This window comes from Streptomyces sp. NPDC054863, from assembly GCF_053610825.1.
On the sequence record NZ_JBSGZD010000005.1, the window covers coordinates 1 to 21,723 of the forward strand.

20 protein-coding genes are annotated in these 21,723 nt (G+C 72.3%); 8 read left to right on the forward strand and 12 right to left on the reverse strand.

All coding sequences use genetic code 11. The annotated features are described in order from the left end of the window. A partial coding sequence (locus ACWGIG_RS02015; protein WP_453319534.1) for an iron chelate uptake ABC transporter family permease subunit occupies window positions 1–445 on the reverse strand: 445 nt, incomplete at its 3' end. After that, the gene (locus ACWGIG_RS02020) at window positions 442–1,530 is read right to left on the reverse strand and encodes a FecCD family ABC transporter permease (protein ID WP_453319535.1); all 1,089 of its coding nucleotides are present in this window, start codon (window positions 1,528–1,530) and stop codon (window positions 442–444) included. The genes ACWGIG_RS02015 and ACWGIG_RS02020, both read right to left, overlap by 4 nt. A 152-nt stretch (window positions 1,531–1,682) precedes the next feature. Here ACWGIG_RS02020 and ACWGIG_RS02025 point away from each other — a divergent pair, with 152 nt between their 5' ends. The 6 genes from ACWGIG_RS02025 to ACWGIG_RS02050 all read left to right on the forward strand — a co-directional run bounded on the left by ACWGIG_RS02025 (window position 1,683) and on the right by ACWGIG_RS02050 (window position 9,685). After that, entirely contained in the window at window positions 1,683–2,684 is a 1,002-nt protein-coding gene (locus ACWGIG_RS02025; RefSeq protein WP_453319604.1) for an ABC transporter substrate-binding protein, read from the forward strand. A 248-nt stretch (window positions 2,685–2,932) separates the two neighbouring features. Beyond that, window positions 2,933–4,573, forward strand: coding sequence for a (2,3-dihydroxybenzoyl)adenylate synthase (locus ACWGIG_RS02030; protein WP_453319536.1), 1,641 nt, complete (start codon window positions 2,933–2,935; stop codon window positions 4,571–4,573). Between the two features lie 103 nt (window positions 4,574–4,676). Continuing rightward, window positions 4,677–5,321, forward strand: a complete 645-nt coding sequence (locus ACWGIG_RS02035; protein WP_453319537.1) for an isochorismatase family protein — start codon at window positions 4,677–4,679, stop codon at window positions 5,319–5,321. Between the two features lie 4 nt (window positions 5,322–5,325). After that, the gene (locus ACWGIG_RS02040) at window positions 5,326–5,574 is read left to right on the forward strand and encodes a phosphopantetheine-binding protein (protein WP_453319538.1); all 249 of its coding nucleotides are present in this window, start codon (window positions 5,326–5,328) and stop codon (window positions 5,572–5,574) included. Further along, window positions 5,571–9,497 (forward strand): amino acid adenylation domain-containing protein, encoded by a 3,927-nt coding sequence (locus ACWGIG_RS02045; protein WP_453319539.1) that lies wholly within the window; start codon window positions 5,571–5,573, stop codon window positions 9,495–9,497. Before ACWGIG_RS02040 ends, ACWGIG_RS02045 begins: the two co-directional genes overlap by 4 nt. Then, window positions 9,494–9,685 (forward strand): MbtH family NRPS accessory protein, encoded by a 192-nt coding sequence (locus ACWGIG_RS02050; RefSeq protein ID WP_453319540.1) that lies wholly within the window; start codon window positions 9,494–9,496, stop codon window positions 9,683–9,685. The genes ACWGIG_RS02045 and ACWGIG_RS02050 overlap by 4 nt, the downstream gene beginning before the upstream one ends. 62 nt (window positions 9,686–9,747) lie before the next feature. On the opposite strand, the gene fes is transcribed toward ACWGIG_RS02050, so the two are convergent. The 4 genes from fes to ACWGIG_RS02070 all read right to left on the reverse strand — a co-directional run bounded on the left by fes (window position 9,748) and on the right by ACWGIG_RS02070 (window position 13,197). Beyond that, a complete protein-coding gene (gene fes, locus ACWGIG_RS02055) occupies window positions 9,748–10,995 on the reverse strand; it encodes an enterochelin esterase (RefSeq protein WP_453319541.1) in 1,248 nt (415 codons plus the stop codon). Window positions 10,996–11,071: 76 nt separating this feature from the next. Further along, a complete protein-coding gene (locus ACWGIG_RS02060; protein ID WP_453319542.1) occupies window positions 11,072–11,992 on the reverse strand; it encodes a JmjC domain-containing protein in 921 nt (306 codons plus the stop codon). Between the two features lie 22 nt (window positions 11,993–12,014). Further along, entirely contained in the window at window positions 12,015–12,884 is an 870-nt protein-coding gene (locus tag ACWGIG_RS02065; RefSeq protein WP_453319543.1) for a JmjC domain-containing protein, read from the reverse strand. 103 nt (window positions 12,885–12,987) lie between these two features. Next, window positions 12,988–13,197, reverse strand: a complete 210-nt coding sequence (locus tag ACWGIG_RS02070; RefSeq protein ID WP_453319544.1) for a hypothetical protein — start codon at window positions 13,195–13,197, stop codon at window positions 12,988–12,990. Window positions 13,198–13,398: 201 nt separating this feature from the next. On the opposite strand from ACWGIG_RS02070, the gene ACWGIG_RS02075 reads away from it, so the two are divergent. Beyond that, complete coding sequence (locus tag ACWGIG_RS02075) at window positions 13,399–15,756, forward strand: molybdopterin cofactor-binding domain-containing protein (RefSeq protein ID WP_453319545.1); 2,358 nt, start codon at window positions 13,399–13,401, stop codon at window positions 15,754–15,756. Between the two features lie 26 nt (window positions 15,757–15,782). Continuing rightward, window positions 15,783–16,259: a (2Fe-2S)-binding protein gene (locus ACWGIG_RS02080; RefSeq protein WP_453319546.1), complete on the forward strand. Its 477-nt coding sequence runs from the start codon at window positions 15,783–15,785 to the stop codon at window positions 16,257–16,259. Window positions 16,260–16,281: 22 nt separating this feature from the next. Here the strand turns inward: ACWGIG_RS02080 and ACWGIG_RS02085 are convergent, their stop codons facing one another. The 6 genes from ACWGIG_RS02085 to ACWGIG_RS02110 are packed head-to-tail and all read right to left on the reverse strand — an operon-like array spanning window position 16,282 to window position 21,723. Then, window positions 16,282–17,013, reverse strand: coding sequence for a ferredoxin reductase (locus ACWGIG_RS02085; protein WP_453319547.1), 732 nt, complete (start codon window positions 17,011–17,013; stop codon window positions 16,282–16,284). Then, on the reverse strand, window positions 17,006–17,620 hold the full coding sequence (locus tag ACWGIG_RS02090) for a sulfite oxidase-like oxidoreductase (protein ID WP_453319548.1): 615 nt from the start codon (window positions 17,618–17,620) through the stop codon (window positions 17,006–17,008). The genes ACWGIG_RS02085 and ACWGIG_RS02090 overlap by 8 nt, the downstream gene beginning before the upstream one ends. Then, window positions 17,617–18,921, reverse strand: a complete 1,305-nt coding sequence (locus ACWGIG_RS02095; protein ID WP_453319549.1) for an amidohydrolase — start codon at window positions 18,919–18,921, stop codon at window positions 17,617–17,619. The genes ACWGIG_RS02090 and ACWGIG_RS02095 overlap by 4 nt, the downstream gene beginning before the upstream one ends. After that, complete coding sequence (locus ACWGIG_RS02100; RefSeq protein ID WP_453319550.1) at window positions 18,918–19,679, reverse strand: nucleoside phosphorylase; 762 nt, start codon at window positions 19,677–19,679, stop codon at window positions 18,918–18,920. Before ACWGIG_RS02100 ends, ACWGIG_RS02095 begins: the two co-directional genes overlap by 4 nt. Further along, entirely contained in the window at window positions 19,676–20,617 is a 942-nt protein-coding gene (locus tag ACWGIG_RS02105) for an ABC transporter permease (protein WP_453319551.1), read from the reverse strand. Before ACWGIG_RS02105 ends, ACWGIG_RS02100 begins: the two co-directional genes overlap by 4 nt. After that, window positions 20,617–21,723, reverse strand: a complete 1,107-nt coding sequence (locus ACWGIG_RS02110; protein WP_453319552.1) for an ABC transporter permease — start codon at window positions 21,721–21,723, stop codon at window positions 20,617–20,619. Before ACWGIG_RS02110 ends, ACWGIG_RS02105 begins: the two co-directional genes overlap by 1 nt.

Sequence of the window (21,723 nt, forward strand, 5' to 3'; positions counted from 1 at the left end):
CGGTCGATGAGCCGACGACGGAGGCGACGACGGCCGCGGTGGCGCCGTCGTTGACGCCGATGATGTCGGGGGTGGCGAGCCGGTTTCCGGCCAGTGTCTGGGTGAGGCACCCGGCGACGCCGAGGGCGGCGCCGACCATCAGGCCGACGGCGATGCGCGGCAGCCGGAAGTCCTGAACGAGCATCACCGTGGCGGAGTCACCGGTTCCGAGGAGTCCGGAGACGCTCTCGGAGAAGCTCATGCTGGTGGAGCTGGCGAAGGCCGCGAAGGAGACGATCACCCCGATCAGCACGGCGAGAGCGACCGCGACGAGGGCGCTGCGGTGCGGGAAGAGCCAGGAGAGGGTGCCGACGCGGACGGGGGTGGAGTCGGGCGGTATGAGGGCCTGTCCGGCTCCCGCCCGGCCCTCGGTTCCGGCCTTCTCGGACGTGAGGTCCTGGCTCATCCGTTCGCTCCCGCCGTCGACATGCGCTGCGAGCGCGCGATCCAGATCAGCAGCGGGCCGCCGATGAAGGCGAGGAGCACGCTGACGGGGGTCTCCCAGGGCCTGATGACGACCCGGGCGAGGAGGTCGGCCGCGATCATCACGCACGCCCCGACCAGTCCGGAGAGCACCAACTGGCCCGCCATCCGCGGCCCGGTGACCATGCGTGCCGCATACGGTGCGAGCAGTCCGAGGAAGGCGATCGGCCCGGCCAGCGCGACCGCCGAACCGGCGAGCAGCGTCACCGCCACCGCCACGATCAGCCGGATCCGCCCCGGGTGGTGGCCCAGCGAGCGCGCGCTGTCGTCGCCGAGCGCCAGCGCCGACAGCGGCCGTACGCAGACGAAGGCGATCAGCAGGCCGATCACGATCAGCGGGATCAGCGGGTACGTGTCCTTGGTGTCGATGCCCGCGAGGGAGCCGATCGTCCAGTAGCGGTACGTGTCGAAGGTCGACTGCGTGCCGAGCAGGACGTACGAGGTGGCCCCGTGGAAGGTCGCGCCGAGCGCGGACCCGGCGAGCACCAGCCGCAGCGGAGAGCCGGCGGCCCGGCCCGACGCGGCGAGCAGCAGCACCACCGCGCTCGCGGCCATGCCGCCGACCAGTGCCCAGACCAGGACTCCGTACGCCGACGTCACTTGGAAGTATGTGAGTCCGATCACGACGCCCAGCGCCGCACCGGAGTTGACGCCGAGCAGTCCGGTCTCGGCGAGCGGGTTGCGGGTGACGGCCTGGAGGAGGCAGCCGGCCGCGCCGAGCGCGATGCCGACCAGCAGTCCGGCGAGGGTGCGTGGCAGTCGTACGTCCATGACGGCGAGCCGGATCTGCGCGTCGGCGCGGGCGGCGGGGTCCCCCAGGAGGAAGTCCCAGGCGCGGGCGATCGGGTTGGACCCGGAGCCGATCAGCAGGGACAGCACGACCAGTGCCACCAGGAGCAGGACCAGGGCGGCAGCCGCCCGGAGGGTGGGGCGATGGAGCCTCGCCGAGCCCGGTATCGGGGGCTCGGATCCGGCCTCCCGGACCCGCCCCTCTTGCGCAACCAACATGAAGTTAGCCTAACCTAACCACCACGTGGAACCCTTGGCCGGGGCGCTGCGAACTCCCTGTTCCGACAGGGGGCTTTCGCTATGCCCCGACTACGGGTGAGTCACCCCGTATGTCCGGAACCCATCCGGGCAGCAACTTCGCCTTCACCAGCATGGAGATCACGGACATGTCCTCGAACCTCATCCCGCGCGCCCGGCTGACCGCGGTGGCGGCCCTCACCCTGGCCTCCGCTCTCACCCTTTCCGCCTGCGGTTCGGACGACTCCGGCTCCGGCTCGGGCTCGGGCAGCCAGGCGAAGAACGCCAAGGACGGCGCCACCGTCACGGACGCCACCGGCGCCGAGGTGAAGCTGAGGGCCAGCACCAAGAACGTCGTCGCGCTGAGCGAGATGGACCTGGACTCCGCACTCGCCCTGGGCGTGAAGCCGGTCGGCCTGTCCGCGGGCCGCGGCCAGAAGGGCGCCCCGGGTTACCTCACCGAGCAGGCGAAGGGCATTCCGGTCGTCGGCGCGGTCACGGGCCCCGACATCGAGAAGGTCCTGGCCGCAAAGCCGGACGTCATCCTGGCCGGCCAGCTCGCCGACAAGCAGGTCCTCAAGCAGCTCCAGGCGATAGCCCCGACGGTCGTCACCATCGACAAGAAGAAGGACTGGAAGAAGTCCCTCGAACTGACCGGCAAGGTGCTGGGCAAGTCCAACGAGGCGACCGCCTTCCTCAAGGGGTACGAAGCCAAGCTCACCGAGGTGAAGACGGCCCTCGGCAAGAACGCCGGCGGATCCGTCTCGGTGGCCCGCTACTCGGCCAAGGGCACCGCGGTCATGCAGCAGGGCGTGTTCATCTCGGACGTCCTGAAGGACCTCGGCCTCAAGCGCCCGGGCATCCAGAACGAGAAGGGCCAGGGCCACTCGACGCCGCTCAGCGACGAGGACCTGAAGCAGATCGACGCCGACTGGCTGTTCATCGGCACGCTCACCTCGGCGGGCAAGGACGCGGACCTCTTCACGCAGCTGAAGGCGAAGGCCGCGTACAAGGAGCTGGACGCCGTCAAGAAGAACCACACCACCGAGATCGACGGCTCCAAGTGGACGAGCCTCGGCGGCCCCCAGGCGGCGATGTCCGTCCTCGACGACATCAAGAAGGCCATGACCGCCTAGGCGATCCCTTGGGGGCGGGGGTGAATCCGCGGGTCGTTCGTGGCTGGTCGCGCAGTTCCCCGCGCCCCTGAAGACCTTCCCCGTAGCCCCCTTGGGCGGCGAGCCCCCCCCAACCTTGGGCGGCGGGGCCGCCCCCGGGGCGGAACGGGCGGGCAAGGGGCGGACCCCGACGGACGTCGCGCGCCCCCGCCCGCCCCACCCCCGTACCGGCCCCCGACCACCGATCCCACCCACCTGTCGAGGTCAAAGTGACGACCCCCACCCCGGACACCCGCCCCGCGGACGCCCCCACCTGGCCCGAAGAAGCCGCCGCCCGCTACCGCGCCGCCGGCTACTGGCAAGGTGAGACCTTCGCCGAAATGCTGCGCACCCGCGCCGAGTCCCACCCCGACCGCGTCGCCGTCACCGACGGCGACCGCCACTGGACGTACGCCCAGCTCCACACCCGGGCGACCCATCTGGCCGCCGGTTTCGCCGACCGAGGCATCACCAAGGGCGACCGCGTCGTCGTCCAACTGCCCAACGTCGCCGAGTTCTTCGAAGTGATCTTCGCGCTCTTCCGCATCGGCGCCCTCCCCGTCTTCGCCCTCCCGGCCCACCGCGAGACGGAGATCCGCTACTTCTGCGAGTTCACCGAGGCCGTCGCCTACGTCGTCCCCGACCGGCACGCCGGCTTCGACCACCGCGCCCTCGCCGCCAAGGTCCGCGCCGAAGTGCCCACCCTGCGCGACGTCTTCGTCGTCGGCGACCCGGGCGAGCACACCGCGCTCACCGAAGTGCCGCTCCCCGACGTGGAGTTGAAGACCGAAGGTCCGGCCCCCTCCGACCTCGCCTTCCTCCAGCTGTCCGGCGGCAGCACCGGCGTCCCCAAGCTGATCCCGCGCACCCACGACGACTACATCTACTCGCTCTGGGGCTCCAACGAGCTGTGCGGCGTCACCGAGGACTCCGTCTACCTGGTCACCCTCCCCGCGGCACACAACTTCCCGCTCTCCTCCCCCGGTTCACTCGGCATCCTCCACGCGGGAGGCCGCGTCGTGATGTGCCCGCAGCCCGACCCGGACACCGCGTTCCCGCTCATCGAGCGCGAGCGGGTCACGATCACCGGCGTCGTGCCGCCGCTGGCCCTCGTCTGGACGGAGGCGGGCGCCACCACCTCGTACGACCTCTCCAGCCTGGACGTGCTCCTGGTCGGCGGCGCGAAGTTCAGCGAGGCCGCGGCCCGCCGGGTCGGCCCCGCGCTCGGCTGCACCCTCCAGCAGGTCTTCGGCATGGCCGAGGGGCTCGTCAACTACACGCGCCTCGACGACGATCCGGAGACGATCGTCACCACCCAGGGCCGCCCGATCTCCGCCGACGACGAGATCCGCATCGTCGACGACGCCGACGAGGACGTACCCGAAGGCGAGAGCGGCCACCTGCTGACCCGCGGCCCGTACACCATCCGCGGCTACTGGCGGGCGCCCGAGCACAACGCCCGCTCGTTCACCGCCGACGGCTTCTACCGTACGGGCGACATCGTCCGCCGCACCCCGAGCGGCCACCTGGTCGTGGAGGGCCGGGCGAAGGACCAGATCAACCGCGGCGGCGAGAAGATCGCCCCGGAGGAGATCGAGAACATCATCCTCGGCCACCCCTCCGTGCACGACGTGTCCCTGGTCGCCGTCCCCGACGACTACCTCGGTGAACGCACCCTCGCGTACGTGATCCTGCGGGCCGGCGCCGAGCCGCTGAAGTCCGTGGCGGTCAAGAAGTTCGTACGGGAGAAGGGCCTCGCGGCGTACAAGGTCCCCGACCTCGTCGAGTTCGTGACGGCGTTCCCGCAGACCGGCATCGGCAAGATCAGCAAGAAGGACCAGCGGACGATCGCCTCCGCGCCGCAGGCCTGACGCACGCCCCAGGACTGTCGCGCCCCGCGTTCCCGCACCGAAGCGCTCCGTACGCACCACGTCGCGCCACCCGCGCCACCGCACCCCCGAAAGGCCCCCGCTCATGGCTCTCCCCTCCGTCGCCCCGTACCCGATGCCCACCCCCGACGAGCTGCCCGACAACCGCGTCGCGTGGACCGTGGACCCGCAGCGGGCGGTGCTGCTCGTCCACGACCTGCAGAACCACTTCCTCACCGCGTACACCCCCGACACCTCGCCGACCAACGAACTCCTCGCGAACGTCGCCGGGTTGGCGAAGTCGGCGCGCGCCGCGGGCATCCCGGTCATGTACTCCGCGCAGCCCGGCGGCCAGTCCCCGGCCGAGCGCGGTCTCCAGCAGGACTTCTGGGGACCCGGCCTGCCCGACGACGAGCACGCCAAGGCGATCGCGGGTCCTGTCGCACCCGAGCCGGGCGACACCGTGATCACGAAGTGGAAGTACAGCGCGTACGTCCGCACCGATCTGGAGCAGCGGATGCGCGAGGCGGGCCGCGACCAGCTCGTGATCGTCGGCGTGTACGCGAACATCGGTGTACTGATGACGGCGTGCGACGCGTGGATGCGGGACGTGCAGGCGTTCGTCGTCGCGGACGCGGTGGCGGACTTCTCGCGCGAGGACCACGACCAGGCACTGCGCTACGCGGCCGGCCGGTGCGCCGTCGTCACCACCACCGAAGCCGTCAACAACGCCGTCCTGAAGGGGATCTGACGACATGACAGCCACTGGACCCACCGCCCTGACCGTTGCGCAGATACGGGCGGACGTCGCCGACGTGCTGGGCGAGGACCCCGAGGACATACCCGTCGACGAGAACCTGGTCGACTACGGCCTGGACTCGATGCGCATCATGACGCTCGTCGAGCGCTGGCGCCGCGACCACGGCATCACCACGACCTTCGTCGACCTGGCGGAGCAGCCCGCCATCGAGGCCTGGGCACCGCTCCTGGGGGCGGATTCATGACGACGGCTCCCGCCGCCCGTCCGGCGCTGAAGCTGACCGCCGCCCAGTCGGGCATGTGGTTCGCGCAGGCCCTGGATCCGCAGAGCCCGGCACAGAACACCGCCGAGTGCCTGGAGATCCACGGGCCCGTCGATCCCGAGACCTTCGCCAGGACGCTCCGCCAAGTGGTCTCCGAGGCCGACTCGTTGCGCATGCGCATCACCGAAGAGGACGAGGGACCGCAGCAGTCGGAGGTCGAGGACCTCGAACTCCCCCTCCACGTCGGCGATCTGCGGACCGCTGCGGACCCCTCCTCCGAGGCGTACGCGTGGATGCGTGCCGACCTCGCCACGCCCTTCGACCTGGCGGCAGGCCCGCTGTTCGCGCACGCGCTGTTCCGCGTCGCCGACGACCGGTGGCTGTGGTACCAGCGGGTGCACCACATCGTGATGGACGGCTTCGGGTACTCGCTGCTGGCCCGCCGCACCGCCGAGGTGTACACCGCGCTCGCCGCGGGCGAGACCCCGCCGGACAGCCCCTTCGCCCCGCTGTCCGACCTGGTCGAGGAGGACGCCGGATACCGCGTCTCGGAGACGTACGACAAGGACCGCCGGCACTGGGACGGCGCCTTCGCCGACCGCCCGGAGGCCCCGACGCTGGCCGGGCGCACCGCGCTGCCCTCCCGCACCTTCCACCGCCGCAGCGCACACCTCTCGCCCCTCGCCACCGACCGGCTGCGCGAGCTGGCCTCGTCGGTCAAGGCGACCTGGCCCGAGGTGCTGATCGCCGCACAGGCGCTGTACGTGTCCCGGGCCACCCACACGGCCGAGGTCGTGCTCGGCATGCCGATGATGGGCCGGATGGGCTCGGTGGCGCTGCGTGTGCCCGGCATGGTGATGAACGTGCTGCCGCTGCGGCTCACCGTCACCCCCGAGGCGACGTTCGCGGAGCTGACCCGGCAGGTCGTGCTCGGCATCCGGGCCGCCCGCCGCCACCAGCGCTACCGGTACGAGGACATCCGCCGCGACCTGGGGCTGCTCGGCGAGGGCCGCTCGCTGGTCGGCCCGCTCGTCAACATCATGCCGTTCGACTACGAGCTGACCTTCGCGGGCGCCCGCACCGAGGCCCACAACCTCTCCGCGGGCCCGGTCGAGGACCTCACGGTCAACGTCTACGACCGCACCGACGGCTCAGGTCTGCGCATCGACTACGACGGCAACCCGGCCCTGTACGAGCCGGACGAGCTCGCTCTGCACCAGTCCCGCTTCCTGGAGCTCCTGGAGCGCGTCTCCCAGGCGGGCCCGCACACCCCGCTCGCCGCGCACCACATCGCCCGCGAGGCCGAACTCGCCCTGGTGCTCGACGAGTTCAACGCCACCGGCCGTCCCGTGCCTGCCACCACGCTCATCGGCCCGATCGAGGAGCAGGCGGCCCGCACCCCGGACGCCACCGCCCTCGTCTTCGGCGACGAGAAGTTGACGTACGCGCAACTGAACGCCCGCGCCAACCAACTGGCCCACCACCTGGCCGGGCTGGGCGTCCGCCCGGGTGCTCTCGCGGCGGTCGCCGTACCCCGCTCCCTGGACCTGGTGGTCTCGCTCCTCGCCGTCCTCAAGGCCGGTGGCGCATATCTGCCGCTCGACCCGGACTACCCGGCGGACCGCCTCTCCTACATGCTGGCCGACGCCGAGCCCGCGTGTGTGATCGCCGACCGCGCGGACCGGACCCCGGCCACCGGCATCCCGGTCGTCGCCCTCGACCGCCTGGACACGGCCCCGTACCCCACCGGGAACCCGGCTCCGGACCTCACTCCGCAGGACCCGGCCTACGTCATCTACACCTCCGGCTCGACGGGCCGCCCCAAGGGCGTCGTCGTCGGGCACGCGGCGATCGACAACCGGCTGCGCTGGATGCAGCACGAGTACGAAATCGGCTCCGGTGACCGGGTGTTGCAGAAGACGCCGTCCGGGTTCGACGTGTCCGTGTGGGAGTTCTTCTGGGCGCTGCGGGTCGGTGCGACGCTCGTCGTCGCCGAGCCCGGCGGTCACAAGGACCCGACGTACCTGGCCCGGATCATCCGCGAACAGGCCGTCACCGCCTGCCACTTCGTGCCCTCGATGCTCCAGGTGTTCCTCGCCGAACCGGCCGCTTCGGCCTGCACCGGCCTGCGGCACGTGTTCTGCAGCGGCGAGGCGCTCCCCCGCGAGACGGTCCGCGAGTTCGGGCGGATCCTGGGCGGCGGTGTGCCGTTGCACAACCTGTACGGGCCGACCGAGGCCGCCGTCGACGTGACCTACCACCCGTGCGACACGGAAGCCACCGGCCCCGTACCGATCGGCAGGCCGGTGTGGAACACCCGGCTGTACGTCCTGGACGCGGCGCTTCAGCCGTGCCCGCCCGGCGTGGGCGGTGAACTCTTCCTGGCAGGCGTGCAGTTGGCCGACACCTACCTCGGCCGTCCGGCACTGACCGCGTCGCGCTTCGTCGCCGACCCGTACGGTGTCCCCGGCTCCCGCATGTACCGCACGGGCGACCTCGCCCGGTGGACGCGGGACGGCGCGATCGAGTACCTCGGACGCACGGACCACCAGGTGAAGCTGCGCGGTCAGCGCATCGAACTCGGCGAGATCGAGGCCGAGTTGGCGCAGGACCCGACGGTCGGCGCCTCGGGTGTGCTGGTCCGCGAGGACCGCCCCGGCGACCAGCGGCTCGTCGGATACGTGACGCCCGCCGCCGGTGAGTCCGGGGAGGAGGCCCCCGACCCGGAGGCACTGCGCGCCCGGCTGGCCCGTACCCTCCCCGAGCACATGGTGCCGGGCGTGATCCTCGTCCTGGCCGACTTCCCGCTCAGCCCGAACGGGAAGCTGGACCGACGGGCCCTGCCCGCACCGGAGTTCAGCACGACCGCAGAAGGCGGCCGGGTGCCCGCCAACCACCGCGAGGAGACCCTCACCCGGCTCTTCGCGGAGATCCTCGGGGTGCCCAGGGTCGGCGTCGACGACGCGTTCTTCGACCTGGGCGGCACGTCACTGCTCGCGGCGCGGCTGGTGGCCCGGGTGCGGGACACGCTCGGCGCCGAGCTCACCATCGGCACCCTGTTCCAGGCACAGACCCCGGCATCGCTGGCGGCCCAACTGGACGCGGGCAACGCCGAGTCGGACCACGCTCTGGACACCCTGCTGCCGCTGCGGGCGACCGGCGGGCGCACCCCGCTCTTCGCGTTCCATCCGGCGGGCGGCATCAGCTGGTGCTACTCGGGGCTGCTGTCGCGGCTCGACCCGGACCAGCCGGTGTACGGGCTACAGGCCCGCGGTCTGCACGGCGAGGGCCAACTGCCTTCCACCATGGAGGAGATGGCCGCCGAGTACATCGAGGCGCTGCGCAGCGTGCGACCGCACGGCCCGTACCGGCTGCTCGGCTGGTCGGTGGGCGGTGTGCTCGCGCACACGGTCGCGGTGCGGCTCCAGGAGGCGGGCGAGGAGGTCGAGCTGCTCGCCCTGATGGACGCCTACCCGTCCGACCAGTGGCAGGACTCGGCGATCCCGGCCGAGGCCGACGCACTGACGGCACTGCTGCGGATGGCCGGGTACGACCGTACCGACGAGCTGACCCGCGAGGACGTGTTGGCCACCCTGCACCGGGAGGGCAGCGCCCTGGCCGGACTGCCGGACCGCACCCTGTCCTCGGTGGTCGACATCGTGGTCAACAACGCCCGGCTGATGCGGGCCCACACCCACCGGCGTTTCGACGGCGACCTGCTGTTCTTCACGGCCGCCGCGCCGCGCGCGGAGCACTGGCTGACGCCGGACGCCTGGGCGCCGTACGCCGGAGGGCTCGACAATCACGAACTGGACTGTCTGCACCCGGAGTTGACGCAGCCCGGCCCGCTCGACGAGGTCTGTGCCGTGCTCGCCGCCCGCCTCAAGGAGTTGGACCACTCATGACGACGTCGCCCTTCGACGCCCCCGAGGCGGAGACGGCCGCCCGGCCGACCCACCTCCTCCTGCGGAACGGCCAGGGAGCGCACTCGCTGTGGCCCGTGTTCCGCGAGGTGCCCGAGGGGTGGGAGACGGTGCACGGTCCGGCCACGTACGGCCAGTGCGTGGCGTACCTCCAGGAGCCGCCTGCGTAACGGGCGAGGGGGCTGCCCCGCGGGCGGCCCCCTCCCCTGCTCCTCCAGCGACTCCACGAGTCCTACTTCAGCAACTCCACGAGTCCGTCGGCCAGTTCGGTGCGCCAGCACAGGTAGTCGTGCCCGCCGTTGTACTCCCGGTACGCGGCGTCGTCGTACCCCTTCTCCTCCAGGGTGTCGCGCAGCCGGCGCGCGGCGGGCAGCGCGACCCACTCCTGCTCGCCCACCGAGAGCCAGAAGCGTACGGGCAGCCGCTCGGCGGCGGCGATCCGCCCGGTCAGCCACTCGGAGCTCTCCAGGTCGGGCCCGTCCGGCCACCAGAAGGAACCGGACTGCGCGAGCACCCGGCCGAACCGCTGCGGCGCGCACACCGCGGCGTACGCGGCGGTGAGACCGCCCAGGCTCTGCCCCGCCACGACGGTCCGTGCCGGGTCGGCCGTCAGTGACAGCCGCTCCCCCGCCCACGGCAGCAGTTCGTGCTCCAGGAAGCCGACGAAGCTTTCGTTGCAGGCGAGTTCGGCCCACCGCTGGTCCGCGCCCACCGACTCGGGGAGCAGTGCGACGAGCGGCGGGATCCGGCCGTCGGCGACGAGGTTGTCGAGCAGCGCCGCGACGTCGAGCCCCGGCTGCCACATCTCGCCGTCCATCAGCACCAGGACGGGCAGGTCGCGCCCGCCGCCCGGCGGCTCGTACACATGCACCCGGCGCTCGTTGCCGAGCAGCTCGCTGTGGACGGTGTGCTCGCTGACGGTGCCCCGCGGGACGCCGTCGCGCCGCTGCCAGTCCGCGCCGTGCGGGGCGTGCGGCAGCTCCACGTACGAGACGGGGTCGCCTCCCCAACGACGGGTCAGCGTGCGAGGGTTGAGCGGGTCCCCCTGCTGGCTGCCCCGCAGCCAGGGCCAGTACCCGTCCCCCTCGGGACCGTCTCCCCCGTCCACGCAGAAGCTGTACGTGGCCCGCCAGTCGGCGCGCATCCGCACCGACCAGTGCCAGATGTCCGTACCCGGCACCCGCTCCATCAGGTTGCGGGACATGTCGCGCGGGTCGACGATCTTGTTCGGCAGGACGAGGACGGCCCGGGTCGGCTCCGTCCCCCGCCACAGGAAGGTGACCACCCGGTGCTCGGGATCCCCCGCCGGATCGGGCTCCACCACCGGCGAGCCACCGGCCCGCCGTACCGCCCCCCAGAAGTCACCCTCCGCGAGGGCCCGCGCCACCCATGCACTGTCCGCACGCTCCACGGGCTGCGGCCGGGCGATGCGGGGCGGCCGGCGGGTCGTCCCGACGGGCGGCGGGGCGGTCAGCGGCATGGGGGCCTCCTGCGATCACTTCGACAGCAACATCACCAAATAAGGTTCACCTTACTTGGGGTCGCCGCGGCACCCCTCACACCCCCTTGACCAGGTCGCTCAGGGTCCGCGCCGGGGCGTGTCCCGTCCGCTCCCTCCGCATGACGTCCCTGGCCAGGGCCACCAGCTCCTCGGGCGTGAGGTCGTCGAGGGTGCGCGCGAAGGACTCGATGAGGTCGGCCGCGGTCCCGGCCAGGGCGGTGTCGTCGAGGGGGCGCGCGGGCAGATCGACACCTTCCGCCGCCAGGATCGCCTGCGTCAGCGCGTACAGCTGCGCGGTGCCGGCCTCACGCACCGTGAGCGAGAGGTGTACGGACGGCCCGTCGCCCACCGCGCTCGCGGCGTGCGCGAAGCCGCGCGGCACGTACAGCACCTCGCCGGGGCGCAGGACCGTGTCCAGCAGGACCGGCCCCGGATCGCCCTCCGCCCGCTCCGGCTGCCAGTTCCCGTCGGCCGCCGGTCCTCCGTACACCTGCCAGCGCTTCTCGCCGTGCAGTTGTACCGCCAGTACGTCGGCGTCGTCGCGGTGCACGGGGCGGCCCCGGGTGCCGGGCGGGGTGAGGAAGCAGAACGCCTCCACCTGCCGGCCGAACCGCTCGGCGAGAGCGTCGGCGAGGTCCCGGACCCCGGCGTGCCACTGGTCGACGTACCGGAACAGCAGGGTGGCCCGCTCCTCGTGGATCAGCCGGCGCACCGCCCCCGCGTCGACGTATCCGTCGGCGATCTCGCCGAGCACGACGCGCGGTGCGCAGAACTGCTGCGCCGGTACGGTCGCGTGCTCGTGGACGAGCTGGGCGTACGGGGCGGTGAGCAGGCCGGCGTCGAGCACGCCGTCCAGTGCCTCGACGGTCAGGACGTCGAGCGGCGGGTCGTCGGGGCGGAGCACCACGGGTGCTTTCCGCCAGTGCCGGGCGAAGAAGGCTTCCTCGTCGCCGACGCATCGTGCGAGCCAGTCCATGCGTTCTTGGTCCCGTTCTCTCTCAGGCCGTCGGTCGGCTGCTGTGCGCCGACGGCCGTGCGCCGTCGACCAGTTCGTGCGGGTCGACCTTCGCCAGCCGTTCCCTGAGGTGATCGAGGAGGCCGGCTGCGGCGGTGTGCAGGGCCGCGTCGTCGAGCGGCCGGCCGGGCAGGGTGAGGCCCTCGGCGAGCCGCTCCAGCAGGGCCTCGCGCAGGTGCTCGGTGCCCGCCTCGCGTACGACCACCGTGAGGTGCGCCGACGGTGCGCCGTCCGCCGCTTCGGCGGTGTGCGCGAACCCCCGCGGTACGTACAGCACTTGGCCCGTCCGCAGGACGGTGTCGAGGACGGGCGGCCCCGGTTCGTCCTCGCGGACCGGCTGCCAGTGGCCGTCGGACGGCCCCGCGTACACCTGCCAGTGCTTGGCGCCGCCGAGCTGGAGGGCGAAGAGGTCGCCGTCGTCGCGGTGCACGGGGCCGCGGCGGCCGGGCTGCGAGAAGAAGTAGAACGCCTCGACCAGCCTGCCGAGCCTGGCCGCGAAGTCGTCGGTGAGCGCCCGGACCCGGGGCTGCCACTGGTTGATGTACCGCAGTTGCAGGGTGGCGTGCTCGCTGTCGATGAGGTCGCGGACCGCCGTTGCGTCGACGTACCCGTCGACGGACTTCCCCGTGACGGTCCGGGGCGGGCAGAACCGCTCGTCGGGGATCTGGCCCTGTGCGGTGTAGAGGCCCGCGTACGGCACGCGCAGCAGACCGGCGTCGAGGACGGCGTCCAGGTCGGCCGCCGTGAACACGTCGAGCGGCGGGTCGGCCGGCCGCAGCAGGGCCGGTTCCTTCCGCCAGTACGAGGAGAGGAGCGCGTCCGCGTCGGGCACACACCGTTCGAACCAGTCCATGGCCCGCCTTTCGTCTTGCGCTTCGCCTTGCATCGCCCTGTGCCGGAGTTCCGTCGCGGGTGGGGAACCGCCCGGCACCGGCGGTCCCCCACTCACGGCAGCGTCAGATCACGTCCGGGTAGCAGGCCCCGCACCCGGCCACCACGCTCTGCTGGGTGGCCGGGCCCGACGACTGGGCGACGGCGTTGGGCGCGAAGATCGCTCCGCCGACGACCGCCGCGGCGGCCACGGAGAGCGCGGCCCGCTTGGAGACGAGCGCGCGCCGGGTGGCGGCGGTGCTGCGCGCGGAGGCGGTCGACTGGGAAACGTGCATGGGGAACTCCCTTGGTGGGGGTGTGGGTCGAGGTCCCGGATCCGGGGCCCGCCCTCATGATCAACACCCTTCCGGGATGCCGGGAAGCTCCCCTGATGCCTTCCATACGGCAGCGCGCGTGCCTTGACGGTTCCGCTACGCCCCGGCCACGACCAGGTAGTGTCATGCCCCGCACAAGTGGGAAGGGAAGGGGCGTCGTTGATGAGCAGAGCCGACCGTTCGGCCGGGTCCGAGGAACAGGACGGGTCCGGGGGACGGGGCGCGCCCGGCATCGGACGGCGCCGTTTCCTCGGTTACGTCCTGGCAGGTCCCACCCTGGTGACCGCCGCCGAGATCGGCTCCGCGCCGGAGGCCTCGGCGAAGGTGGCTGCCGCCAAGGGTCCGGCGGCGGAGATCCCGTCCGGAGACATCACCGATCTCGTCGACCTCAACGACGTGCTGACCCTGGCGGCCCTCCCCACCTCGAACCTGATCAGGATCGAGGTCGACAAGGACGGCACCGTCTCGTTCGCGCTGCCACGCGCCGAGGTCGGGCAGGGCATCACCACGTCGACGGCCATGCTGATCGCCGAGGAGATGGACGTACCGCTGGCGCAGGTACGGGTCACGCTGGCCGACGCACGGCCGGAGCTGGCGTTCAATCAGTTCACCGGTGCGTCCAACACGACCATCGCGACCTTCACCCCGGTCCGCGTCGCCGCCGCCGTCGCCCGTGGCCGGCTCCTCGACGCGGCGGCGGTCGCGCTCGGCGCGGCGGTCACCGACCTCACGCTGAAGGCCGGTGTCGTCACCGACCTCGTCGGCGGGAGCATCGGCATCGGCGCCCTCGCCGAGAAGGCCGCGAGCGCCGCGCCGCGGCGGATGTCCGTGGAGCTCAAGGAGCGCGGCGAGTTCACCGTCATCGGCACGCCGCAGAGCCGCATCGACGCGCTCGCCGCCGTCACGGGGCGCAAGAAGTTCGCGATGGACCTCGCCGTGCCGGACGCCCTGCCGACCATGGTGTGCCGCCCGCCGACGATCAACGGCAAGGTCGGCTCCGTCACCAACCTCGAACAGGTCCGCGCCATGCCGGGCGTCACCGACGTCGTGACGGTCTCCACCGGGGTGGCGGTGCGGGCCAGGACCTTCGGCCGCTGCATCGACGCCGTGCGCGCCCTCCAGGTGTCGTGGAAGGCGGGCACGGCGGAGGGCAAGTCCGACGAGTCCGTACGGGAGGAACTGCGGCGGGCGGAGCTGCCGATGGGGCTCCCGGCACTGACTCCGTCGGTGGAGGCCACGTTCACCTTCGCCTTCCGCAGCAACAGCGCGCTGGAGACCAACTGCGCGATCGCCGACGTGCGCAGCGACCGCGCGGAGATCTGGTCGGGGCTGAAGGCGCCGATCGTCGCCAAGGCCGCCATCGCCGCCCGGCTCGGCATGCTCCCGGGCGCGGTCACCGTGCACGTCATCGAGGGCGGCGGCTCCTTCGGGCGCAAGCTCTTCTTCGACGCCGCGCTCGAAGCCGCCGAGATCTCGCAGAAGATGCGCAAGCCCGTCAAGCTCATGTGGCACCGGGCCGACGACTCCCGCCAGGGGCGCACCCACCCCATGGCGACCTCGCGCGTGCGCGCCGCGTACCTCGGCTCCACCGTGCTCAGCTACAAGCAGCGGCACACCAGCGTCGCCACCGACCTCAGTCACGGGCTCGGCGAGGTCTTCACCGCGCTGGCCGCGAAGCTGCCGGTGGGCGACATCGGCTTCTCCGAGACGTTCTTCCAGCTCAGCCAGAACATGCCGTACAACGTCGGCGTCCACACCAGGCTGCTCAGCGAGACCGACAAGGGCTTCAACACGGGCAGCATGCGGGGCGTCTACTCCCCCGACGTGGTCTGCGCCCGGGAGCTGATCGTCGACGCGCTCGCCTCGAAGATGGGCAAGGACCCCTTCCGGTTCCGCCACGACCTCCTGCGCGACGCCCGCGCCCGTGCGGTGCTCGACAAGGTCGCCGAGGCCGGGAAGTGGGGTGCGGCGATGCCGCCCGGCACCGCGCAGGGCATCGCCTTCCACTCCGAGTACCACTCGGCCTGCGCGGTACTGGTGGAGATCGACTGCCGCCCGGAGACCGTGAACCGGCCGATCCGGGACGGTGTCGCCGGGCCCCGGATCACCAGGGCCGTCTGCGCCGTGGACGTCGGGCTCTGCGTCAATCCGCGCGGTCTTGAGGCCCAGATGATGGGCGGTCTCATGGACGGGATCGCACAGACGCTGACCTCCAGCCTGCATCTGCGCGACGGGCACTTCCTGGAAGCCAGTTGGGACAACTACTTCTACACCCGGCAGTGGAACACTCCGCCGGAGCTCGACATCATCGTCATGCCCACGACCACCGGCAAGCCCGGCGGCGCGGGAGAGCTGGCCGTCGCCGCGTCGGCGGCGGCGGTGGCCTGCGCCTACGGCCGGGCCACGGGCACCATGCCGACCAGCTTCCCGATCAACCACGCCGCCCTTTCCTTCGAGCCCAAGCCGACCGTTCCGCCCGTACCCGCATCCCCGACGGACGGCATGGAGCATGTCCGCTAGAGCCAGCATCAGAACCAGGAGTTTCCGTGCCTGAGTACACGTTCCGCGTCAACGGGGAGCAGATCACCGTCGAAGTCGACGGCGACGAACGGCTGTTGTGGGTGCTGCGCGACATCCTCGGCATCACCGGGCCGAAGTACGGCTGCGGCATCAACGTCTGCAAGGCCTGCACCAGCCATGTCAACGGCAAGGCCGCCAACCCCTGCGCGATCCCCGTCAAGGCCCTGCGGCCGACCGACGAGGTCACCACCATCGAGGGCCTGGCGGACACCGTCGGCGCCGACCTGCACCCGATGCAGCAGGCCTGGCTCGACGAGGACGTGGCCCAGTGCGGCTACTGCCAGCCCGGCCAGATCATGGCCGCCGTCGCCCTGGTCCGCCGGGTCAAGGAGGAGGGCCGCCAGGTCACCGAGGCCGACCTGGACGGCATCCGCAACATCTGCCGCTGCGGTACGTACTTCCGCATCCGCGAGGCGATCAAGGCGGGTGCCGAGCGCATGTGAGGCCCCGGCAGAGGCCGGGAACTCAGCCGAAGCGCTCGATCCTGATCCGGTCCACGGGCTGGCCGAGCCCGACGAGGAGCCGTGAGGCGTGCTCGGCGAAGGCGTTGGAGCCGCAGACGTACGCCTCCCACTCCTGGTCCATGTGCGGAGCCAGGTGCCCGGCCGTGAGCCGGCCGCCGCCGGGGGTGCGGGTGAAGACGGGCGTGGTCTCGGCCCCGTACTCCTCGGCGTAGATCAGGTCCTCGGGCGTCCGCGCGGACACGATCAGCCGCAGCGGCACGGTGAGAGCGCGCAGCCGGTGGTGGCGCACCATCGACATCAGCGGTACGACGCCGGAGCCCGCGCCGACGAGCAGCGCCGGGCGGTCGCCGGGCCAGGCGAAGAAGCCGCTGAGGGGACCGCGCACCTCGAAGACGTCGCCGGGGCGGGCGACGGTGTGCAGGTGCCCGGAGACCTCGCCTCCGTCGACGTGGTCCAGGGTCAGTTCGATGTGGCCGGGGTCGTCGGGGGCGGAGGCGATCGAGTAGTGGCGCTGGGCCACGTACCCGTCGGCGGCCGTCAGGCGCAGCATGAGGTGCTGGCCGGGGAGGTGGCCCTGCCAGCCGGGGACCGCGAGGCGGAAGGTGGCGGCGTGCGGGGTCTCGCGGCGGATCCCGGTCAGGGTCGCGCTCTGCCAGGTGGCGGCGGCCCGGTTGCTGACGGCGATGCGGCCGGGGACGGCGAAGCGGGTGGGGGGTGTGAATGTCTCAGTCACCGGAGTAGCGCTGCTCTTCCCAGGGGTTGCCGCGGTGGTGGTAGCCGTTCTGCTCCCAGAAGCCGGGTGCGTCGTGGTCGAGGAGGGTGATTCCCGCGATCCACTTGGCGCTCTTCCAGAAGTACAGGTGGGGCACGATCAGGCGGGCCGGGCCGCCGTGTTCGGCCGGGAGCGGCGCGCCGTCGTACTCCCAGACGATCCAGGCCCGGCCACCGGTCAGGTCCTCCAGGGGGAGGTTGGAGGTGTAGCCGGTGTGGGAGTACGCCACCGCGTGGGTGGCGGTGGGCAGCGGCCCCGCGGCGTCGAGGAAGGTGTCGAGGGACACCCCGCCGAAACGGACGCCGAACTTCGACCAGCTGGTGACGCAGTGGATGTCGCCCTCGTAGGAGGACTCGGGCAGTGCGTGCGCCTCGTCCCAGGACCAGGTCCGCGGGCTCTCGACGAGGCCTTCGACACGGAACGACCAGTCGGCGGGCGTCAGTTCGGGGGTCACCTCGGCGGAGAGGACCGGCCAGGAGTCGCGCGCGTCGTACTGGCCCGGCGGCAGCCGCGGGTCCCGGTCGGCGGCGCGGGCCCGGCCGGTGAATCCGCGAGTGGCGGCGGTCATGCCAGGGCCTCCAGTTCGGCCCGTACGGCCGCCTCGTCGAGGGTCAGCAGGACGCGGTCGCGCATCAGCACCCGGCCGTCGACGACGGTGTCCCGTACGTCCGAGGACTGTGCGGCGTAGGCGAGCATCGCGTACGGGTCGTGCCGCGGGGTGAGGTGCGGGCTCCGGGTGTCGAGGACGATCAGGTCCGCGCGCTTGCCCGGTTCCAGCGAACCGAGCCGGTCGGCGAGTCCGAGCGCGCGGGCGCCCTCCACGGTGGCCATGCGGACGGCCTGCTCGGCGCTGACGGCGGTCGGGTCGCCGCCCGCCTTGTGGACGAGGGCGGCCTGGCGGATCGCGCCCATCAGGTCGAGGGTGTTGGAGCTGACCGCGCCGTCGGTGCCCAGGCCCACGGTGACGCCCGCGTCGAGGAGGGCGGGGACGGGGGAAATGCCGCAGCCCAGCTTGAGGTTGGACACCGGGCAGTGGGCGGTGGAGGTTCCGGTGCGGGCGAGCGCCGCGATCTCGTCGGCGGTGAGGTCCACCGCGTGGGCGAGCAGCACGTCCGGGCCCAGCAGACCGAGGGATTCGAGGAGCTCGACGGGCCGCTTGCCGTAGCGCTCGGAGACCGTCGCGACCTCGCCGGCGTTCTCGGAGGCGTGGATGTGGACGAGCGCGCCGAACTCGCGGGCCAGCGCGAAGATGTCGACGAGCTGCTCGGGGGCGAGGGTGTAGGCGGAGTGCGCGAAGACCACCGGGCGGGAGCCGGGGGCGGGGGTGTACGACTCCAGGCTGCGGCGGGCCCAGCCGAGCCGGTCGGCGTACGCGCGGCCGTCCGGCGGTCCCGGGACGTCCATGAAGGTCGGCCCGGCGTGCAGTCGCCAGCCCGCGTCGCGCGCGGCCTGTTCGGCGGCCTCGTGGAACCAGTACATGTCGAGGGCCGAGGTCACCCCTGCCCTTACGGACTCCGCGACGGCGAGGCGTACGGCGGCGGCGACGTTGCCGGGGTTGAGCTGCGCGGCCTCGGCGGGGATCACCCTGGCCAGGAATTCCTGGAGGTCCACGTCGTCGGCCGCACCCCGGAAGAGGGTCATCGCCAGGTGGGTGTGCGTGTTGATCAGCCCGGGGAGGACCAGGCAGCCGCGCGCGTCGATCGTCCGGGCGGCCTCCTGCGGCAGGTCCGTGCCGACGGTGACGATCTCGCCGTCGCGGATCGCGACCGAGCCTTCGCGCAGGACGGTGCCGGACGCGTCCATGGTGAGGACCTCGCCGCCGTGGACCAGGAGGTCGATGCGGTCGTCCTTCCCGACGGGGCCGCTCATCGGTCGCCCTCCGCTTCCGCCAGCAGCCGCAGCGCCTCCAGCGCGACGACGCTGCCGCGCGCGACGCCCTCGGCGACGACGTCGCGGTGCGGGTCGTAGCCGCCGGTGGCCTCCTCGTCGGCGAGTTCGTCGGCGTTGACGCCGTCGATGACCAGCACGCCGCCCGCGACCAGGCCGCGGGTGGAGGCCAGGACCAGGAGCGCGGAGAGTTCCATCTCGATCGCGGCGATCCCGGCGCGCGTGTACGCGTCGACGGGCAGCTCGACGAAGCCCGGCTGGAAGGCGGCCCGGGTCCACACCACACCGCGGTGGTAGGGGGCGGCTGCCTCGCGGGCGGCCCGCTGGAGGGCGAGGACGCTCTCGGGGGACGCGAAGGCGGGGTACTCGGGCGGCAGGAGCTGCTGCGTCACGCCGTCGTCGCGCACGGCCGCCTCGGCGATGACCAGGTCGCCGTCGTGGATGCCGGAGGCGATGGCGCCCGCCGTGCCGAGCCTCAGGATCGTCCGGGTGCCGGCGTCGGCGAGTTCCTGGAAGAGGAGGATCGCGCCGGAGCCGCCGACGCCGTGCGAGGCGACGGTGACCGGGGTGCCCTTCCACGTACCGGTGAAGGTGCGGTACTCGCGGTGGTGGGCGACCTCCTCGGGGTTCTCCAGGAGCTCCGCGACGGCCGCCGCGCGGGCCGGGTCGCCGACCACGATCGCGTGCGGGGGCAGGCCGGTGCGGGGGATGCGGGTGATGGGCAGCAGGTCCTGCGTCATGCTTCGGACACTCCGGCGTGGGGTGGGACAGGGACGGCGGTACGGGCTCGGGTACGGCGGCGGCGCTCGGCCGTCGTGAGGAACAGTGCGATCAGCGTAACGACGTACGGCGCGGCGTCGGTGGCCTGCTGGGGCAGACCGAGGCCCTGGAGGCGGAATCCGGCGGCCTCGGCGATGCCGAAGAGCAGGCCCGCGAGGAGTACTCCGACGGGCATGGCGCGGCCGAGCATCACGGCGACGACGGCGATCCAGCCTCGCCCCGCCGTCATGTCCTCGGTGAACAACGTCACACTGCCCAGTGCCAGTTGTGCGCCCGCGAGACCGCACAGCACGCCCGAGAGGAGCACCGCCCCGTACTTGTACCTCGCGGGGCTCACTCCGAGGGTCGCTGCGGCTTCCGGGCTCTCGCCGACCCCGCGCAGCCGCAGGCCCCACGGGTGGCGGGACAGGAGGACGGCGGCGACGGCGACCGTGATCCACGAGAGGTAGGTGAGGCCGGTGTGCCCGGAGAGTGCGGGCCCCAGGAAGGGAACGTCCTGGACGACGGGTATGTCGATCGAGCCGAGGCCCTTCAGCCCGGGGTCGTCGAAGGTGCCCTGGACGCCGAAGGCCGTCCGGAGCAGGAACCCGGTGAGGCCGACGGCGAGGAGGTTCATCGCCACGCCCAGGACCACGGCGTCGCCCTTGAAGGTGACCGTTCCCGCGGCCAGGATCAGCGAGTACGCGGCTGCGGCGAGGGCCGCGACCAGGACGCCGAGCCAGGGTGAGCCGGTGAACCAGCTGACGGTGACCGCGGTGAAGCAGCCCATCAGCATGGTGCCTTCGAGGGCGATGTTGAACACGCCGGCCCGCTCGCAGACCGCCCCGCCGAGAGCGGCCAGGAGGATCGGGGTGAGGGCGCCGAGTGCGGCGAGGAGGAGGTCGGAGTCGAAGAACATCAGACGCTCTCCTTCTGTGCGTGGGGCTGAGCGTCGGGGTGTGGGCCGGGGGCCTCCGGCGCGGCGGGGGCCGGGACGGGAGTGGTGGTCCTGCGCCGCTTGAGGGTGAACCTGGCCGCCAGGAAGACGATCACGATCGCCTGGAGGATCCCGGTGAGCTCGCTCGGCACCTCGGTGACCCGCTCCATGTTCAGCCCGCCGACCTTGAGCGCCGCGAAGAACAGCGCGGCGAGCACCGTCCCGACCGGCGCCGCCGAAGCGAGCAGCGCCGCCATCAGACCGGTCCAGGTGTCTCCCGCGGAGGTGAGCGCGCCGTCGGTGAAGCGGTACGGGAAGGCCAGCACGCCGACCGCGCCGACCAGCCCGGCGACCGCGCCGGACACGGCGAGGAGGCGCACCGTGAGCCGGGGCCCGTCGATGCCCGCGTAGGCGGAGAAGCGGCTGTTGAGGCCGGTCATCCGGATCTCGTAGCCGGTGGAGGTGCGGGCGTCGACGAAGCGGTACGCGACGGCCACGGCCGCGACGAGCAGCAGGCCGAGGGTCACCGTCGACGTGCCGAACTCGGGCAGGGCGACCCCTTCGGGGAGCTGCCGGGTCTGCGGGAGGCCGGAGGCGGGGTCCTTGAGGGGGTAGCGGGCCAGGTAGGAGGCGAGGGAGACCGCCGGGTAGCTCAGCAGCAGGCTGCTGATCAGCAGCGGCACCCCGAAGCGGTTCTGGCACAGGGCGGCCAGCGCCGCGTAGGCCGCGCCCGCGGCCATGCCCGCGAGCAGGCAGAGCAGTACGGTCAGCGGGGCGGGCAGCGGCGAGTACAGGCCGACGACCGCCGCGGTGATGCCGCCGAGCACCAACTGGCCCTCGCCGCCGAGGTTGAGGAGTCCGGCCCGCAGCGGAATCGCGATCGCCACGGCGAGTCCGACCACGCTGGTCGCGCTCGCGAGCGTCGAGCCGATGCCGTCGGGCCCGAACGCGCCGCCGAGGATCGCGCCGTACGCCGTGAAGGGGTCGGATCCGGTGGCGAGCAGGAAGACCGTGCCGACGACGAGCGCGCCGAGCACGGAGAGGAGCACGGGGGAACGCAGTGCTCGGCCCGGTGTACGGGTGCTCAC

Coding starts and splice junctions, on each gene's coding strand:
- ACWGIG_RS02040 (WP_453319538.1), top strand. CDS start 5,326: ATGACAGCCACTGGACCCACCGCCCTGACCGTTGCGCAGATACGGGCG.
- fes (WP_453319541.1), bottom strand. CDS start 10,995: ATGCCGCTGACCGCCCCGCCGCCCGTCGGGACGACCCGCCGGCCGCCC.
- ACWGIG_RS02025 (WP_453319604.1), top strand. CDS start 1,683: ATGGAGATCACGGACATGTCCTCGAACCTCATCCCGCGCGCCCGGCTG.
- ACWGIG_RS02105 (WP_453319551.1), bottom strand. CDS start 20,617: ATGTTCTTCGACTCCGACCTCCTCCTCGCCGCACTCGGCGCCCTCACC.
- ACWGIG_RS02065 (WP_453319543.1), bottom strand. CDS start 12,884: ATGGACTGGTTCGAACGGTGTGTGCCCGACGCGGACGCGCTCCTCTCC.
- ACWGIG_RS02075 (WP_453319545.1), top strand. CDS start 13,399: ATGAGCAGAGCCGACCGTTCGGCCGGGTCCGAGGAACAGGACGGGTCC.
- ACWGIG_RS02035 (WP_453319537.1), top strand. CDS start 4,677: ATGGCTCTCCCCTCCGTCGCCCCGTACCCGATGCCCACCCCCGACGAG.
- ACWGIG_RS02100 (WP_453319550.1), bottom strand. CDS start 19,679: ATGACGCAGGACCTGCTGCCCATCACCCGCATCCCCCGCACCGGCCTG.
- ACWGIG_RS02020 (WP_453319535.1), bottom strand. CDS start 1,530: ATGTTGGTTGCGCAAGAGGGGCGGGTCCGGGAGGCCGGATCCGAGCCC.
- ACWGIG_RS02090 (WP_453319548.1), bottom strand. CDS start 17,620: ATGACCGCCGCCACTCGCGGATTCACCGGCCGGGCCCGCGCCGCCGAC.
- ACWGIG_RS02050 (WP_453319540.1), top strand. CDS start 9,494: ATGACGACGTCGCCCTTCGACGCCCCCGAGGCGGAGACGGCCGCCCGG.
- ACWGIG_RS02095 (WP_453319549.1), bottom strand. CDS start 18,921: ATGAGCGGCCCCGTCGGGAAGGACGACCGCATCGACCTCCTGGTCCAC.
- ACWGIG_RS02060 (WP_453319542.1), bottom strand. CDS start 11,992: ATGGACTGGCTCGCACGATGCGTCGGCGACGAGGAAGCCTTCTTCGCC.
- ACWGIG_RS02070 (WP_453319544.1), bottom strand. CDS start 13,197: ATGCACGTTTCCCAGTCGACCGCCTCCGCGCGCAGCACCGCCGCCACC.
- ACWGIG_RS02045 (WP_453319539.1), top strand. CDS start 5,571: ATGACGACGGCTCCCGCCGCCCGTCCGGCGCTGAAGCTGACCGCCGCC.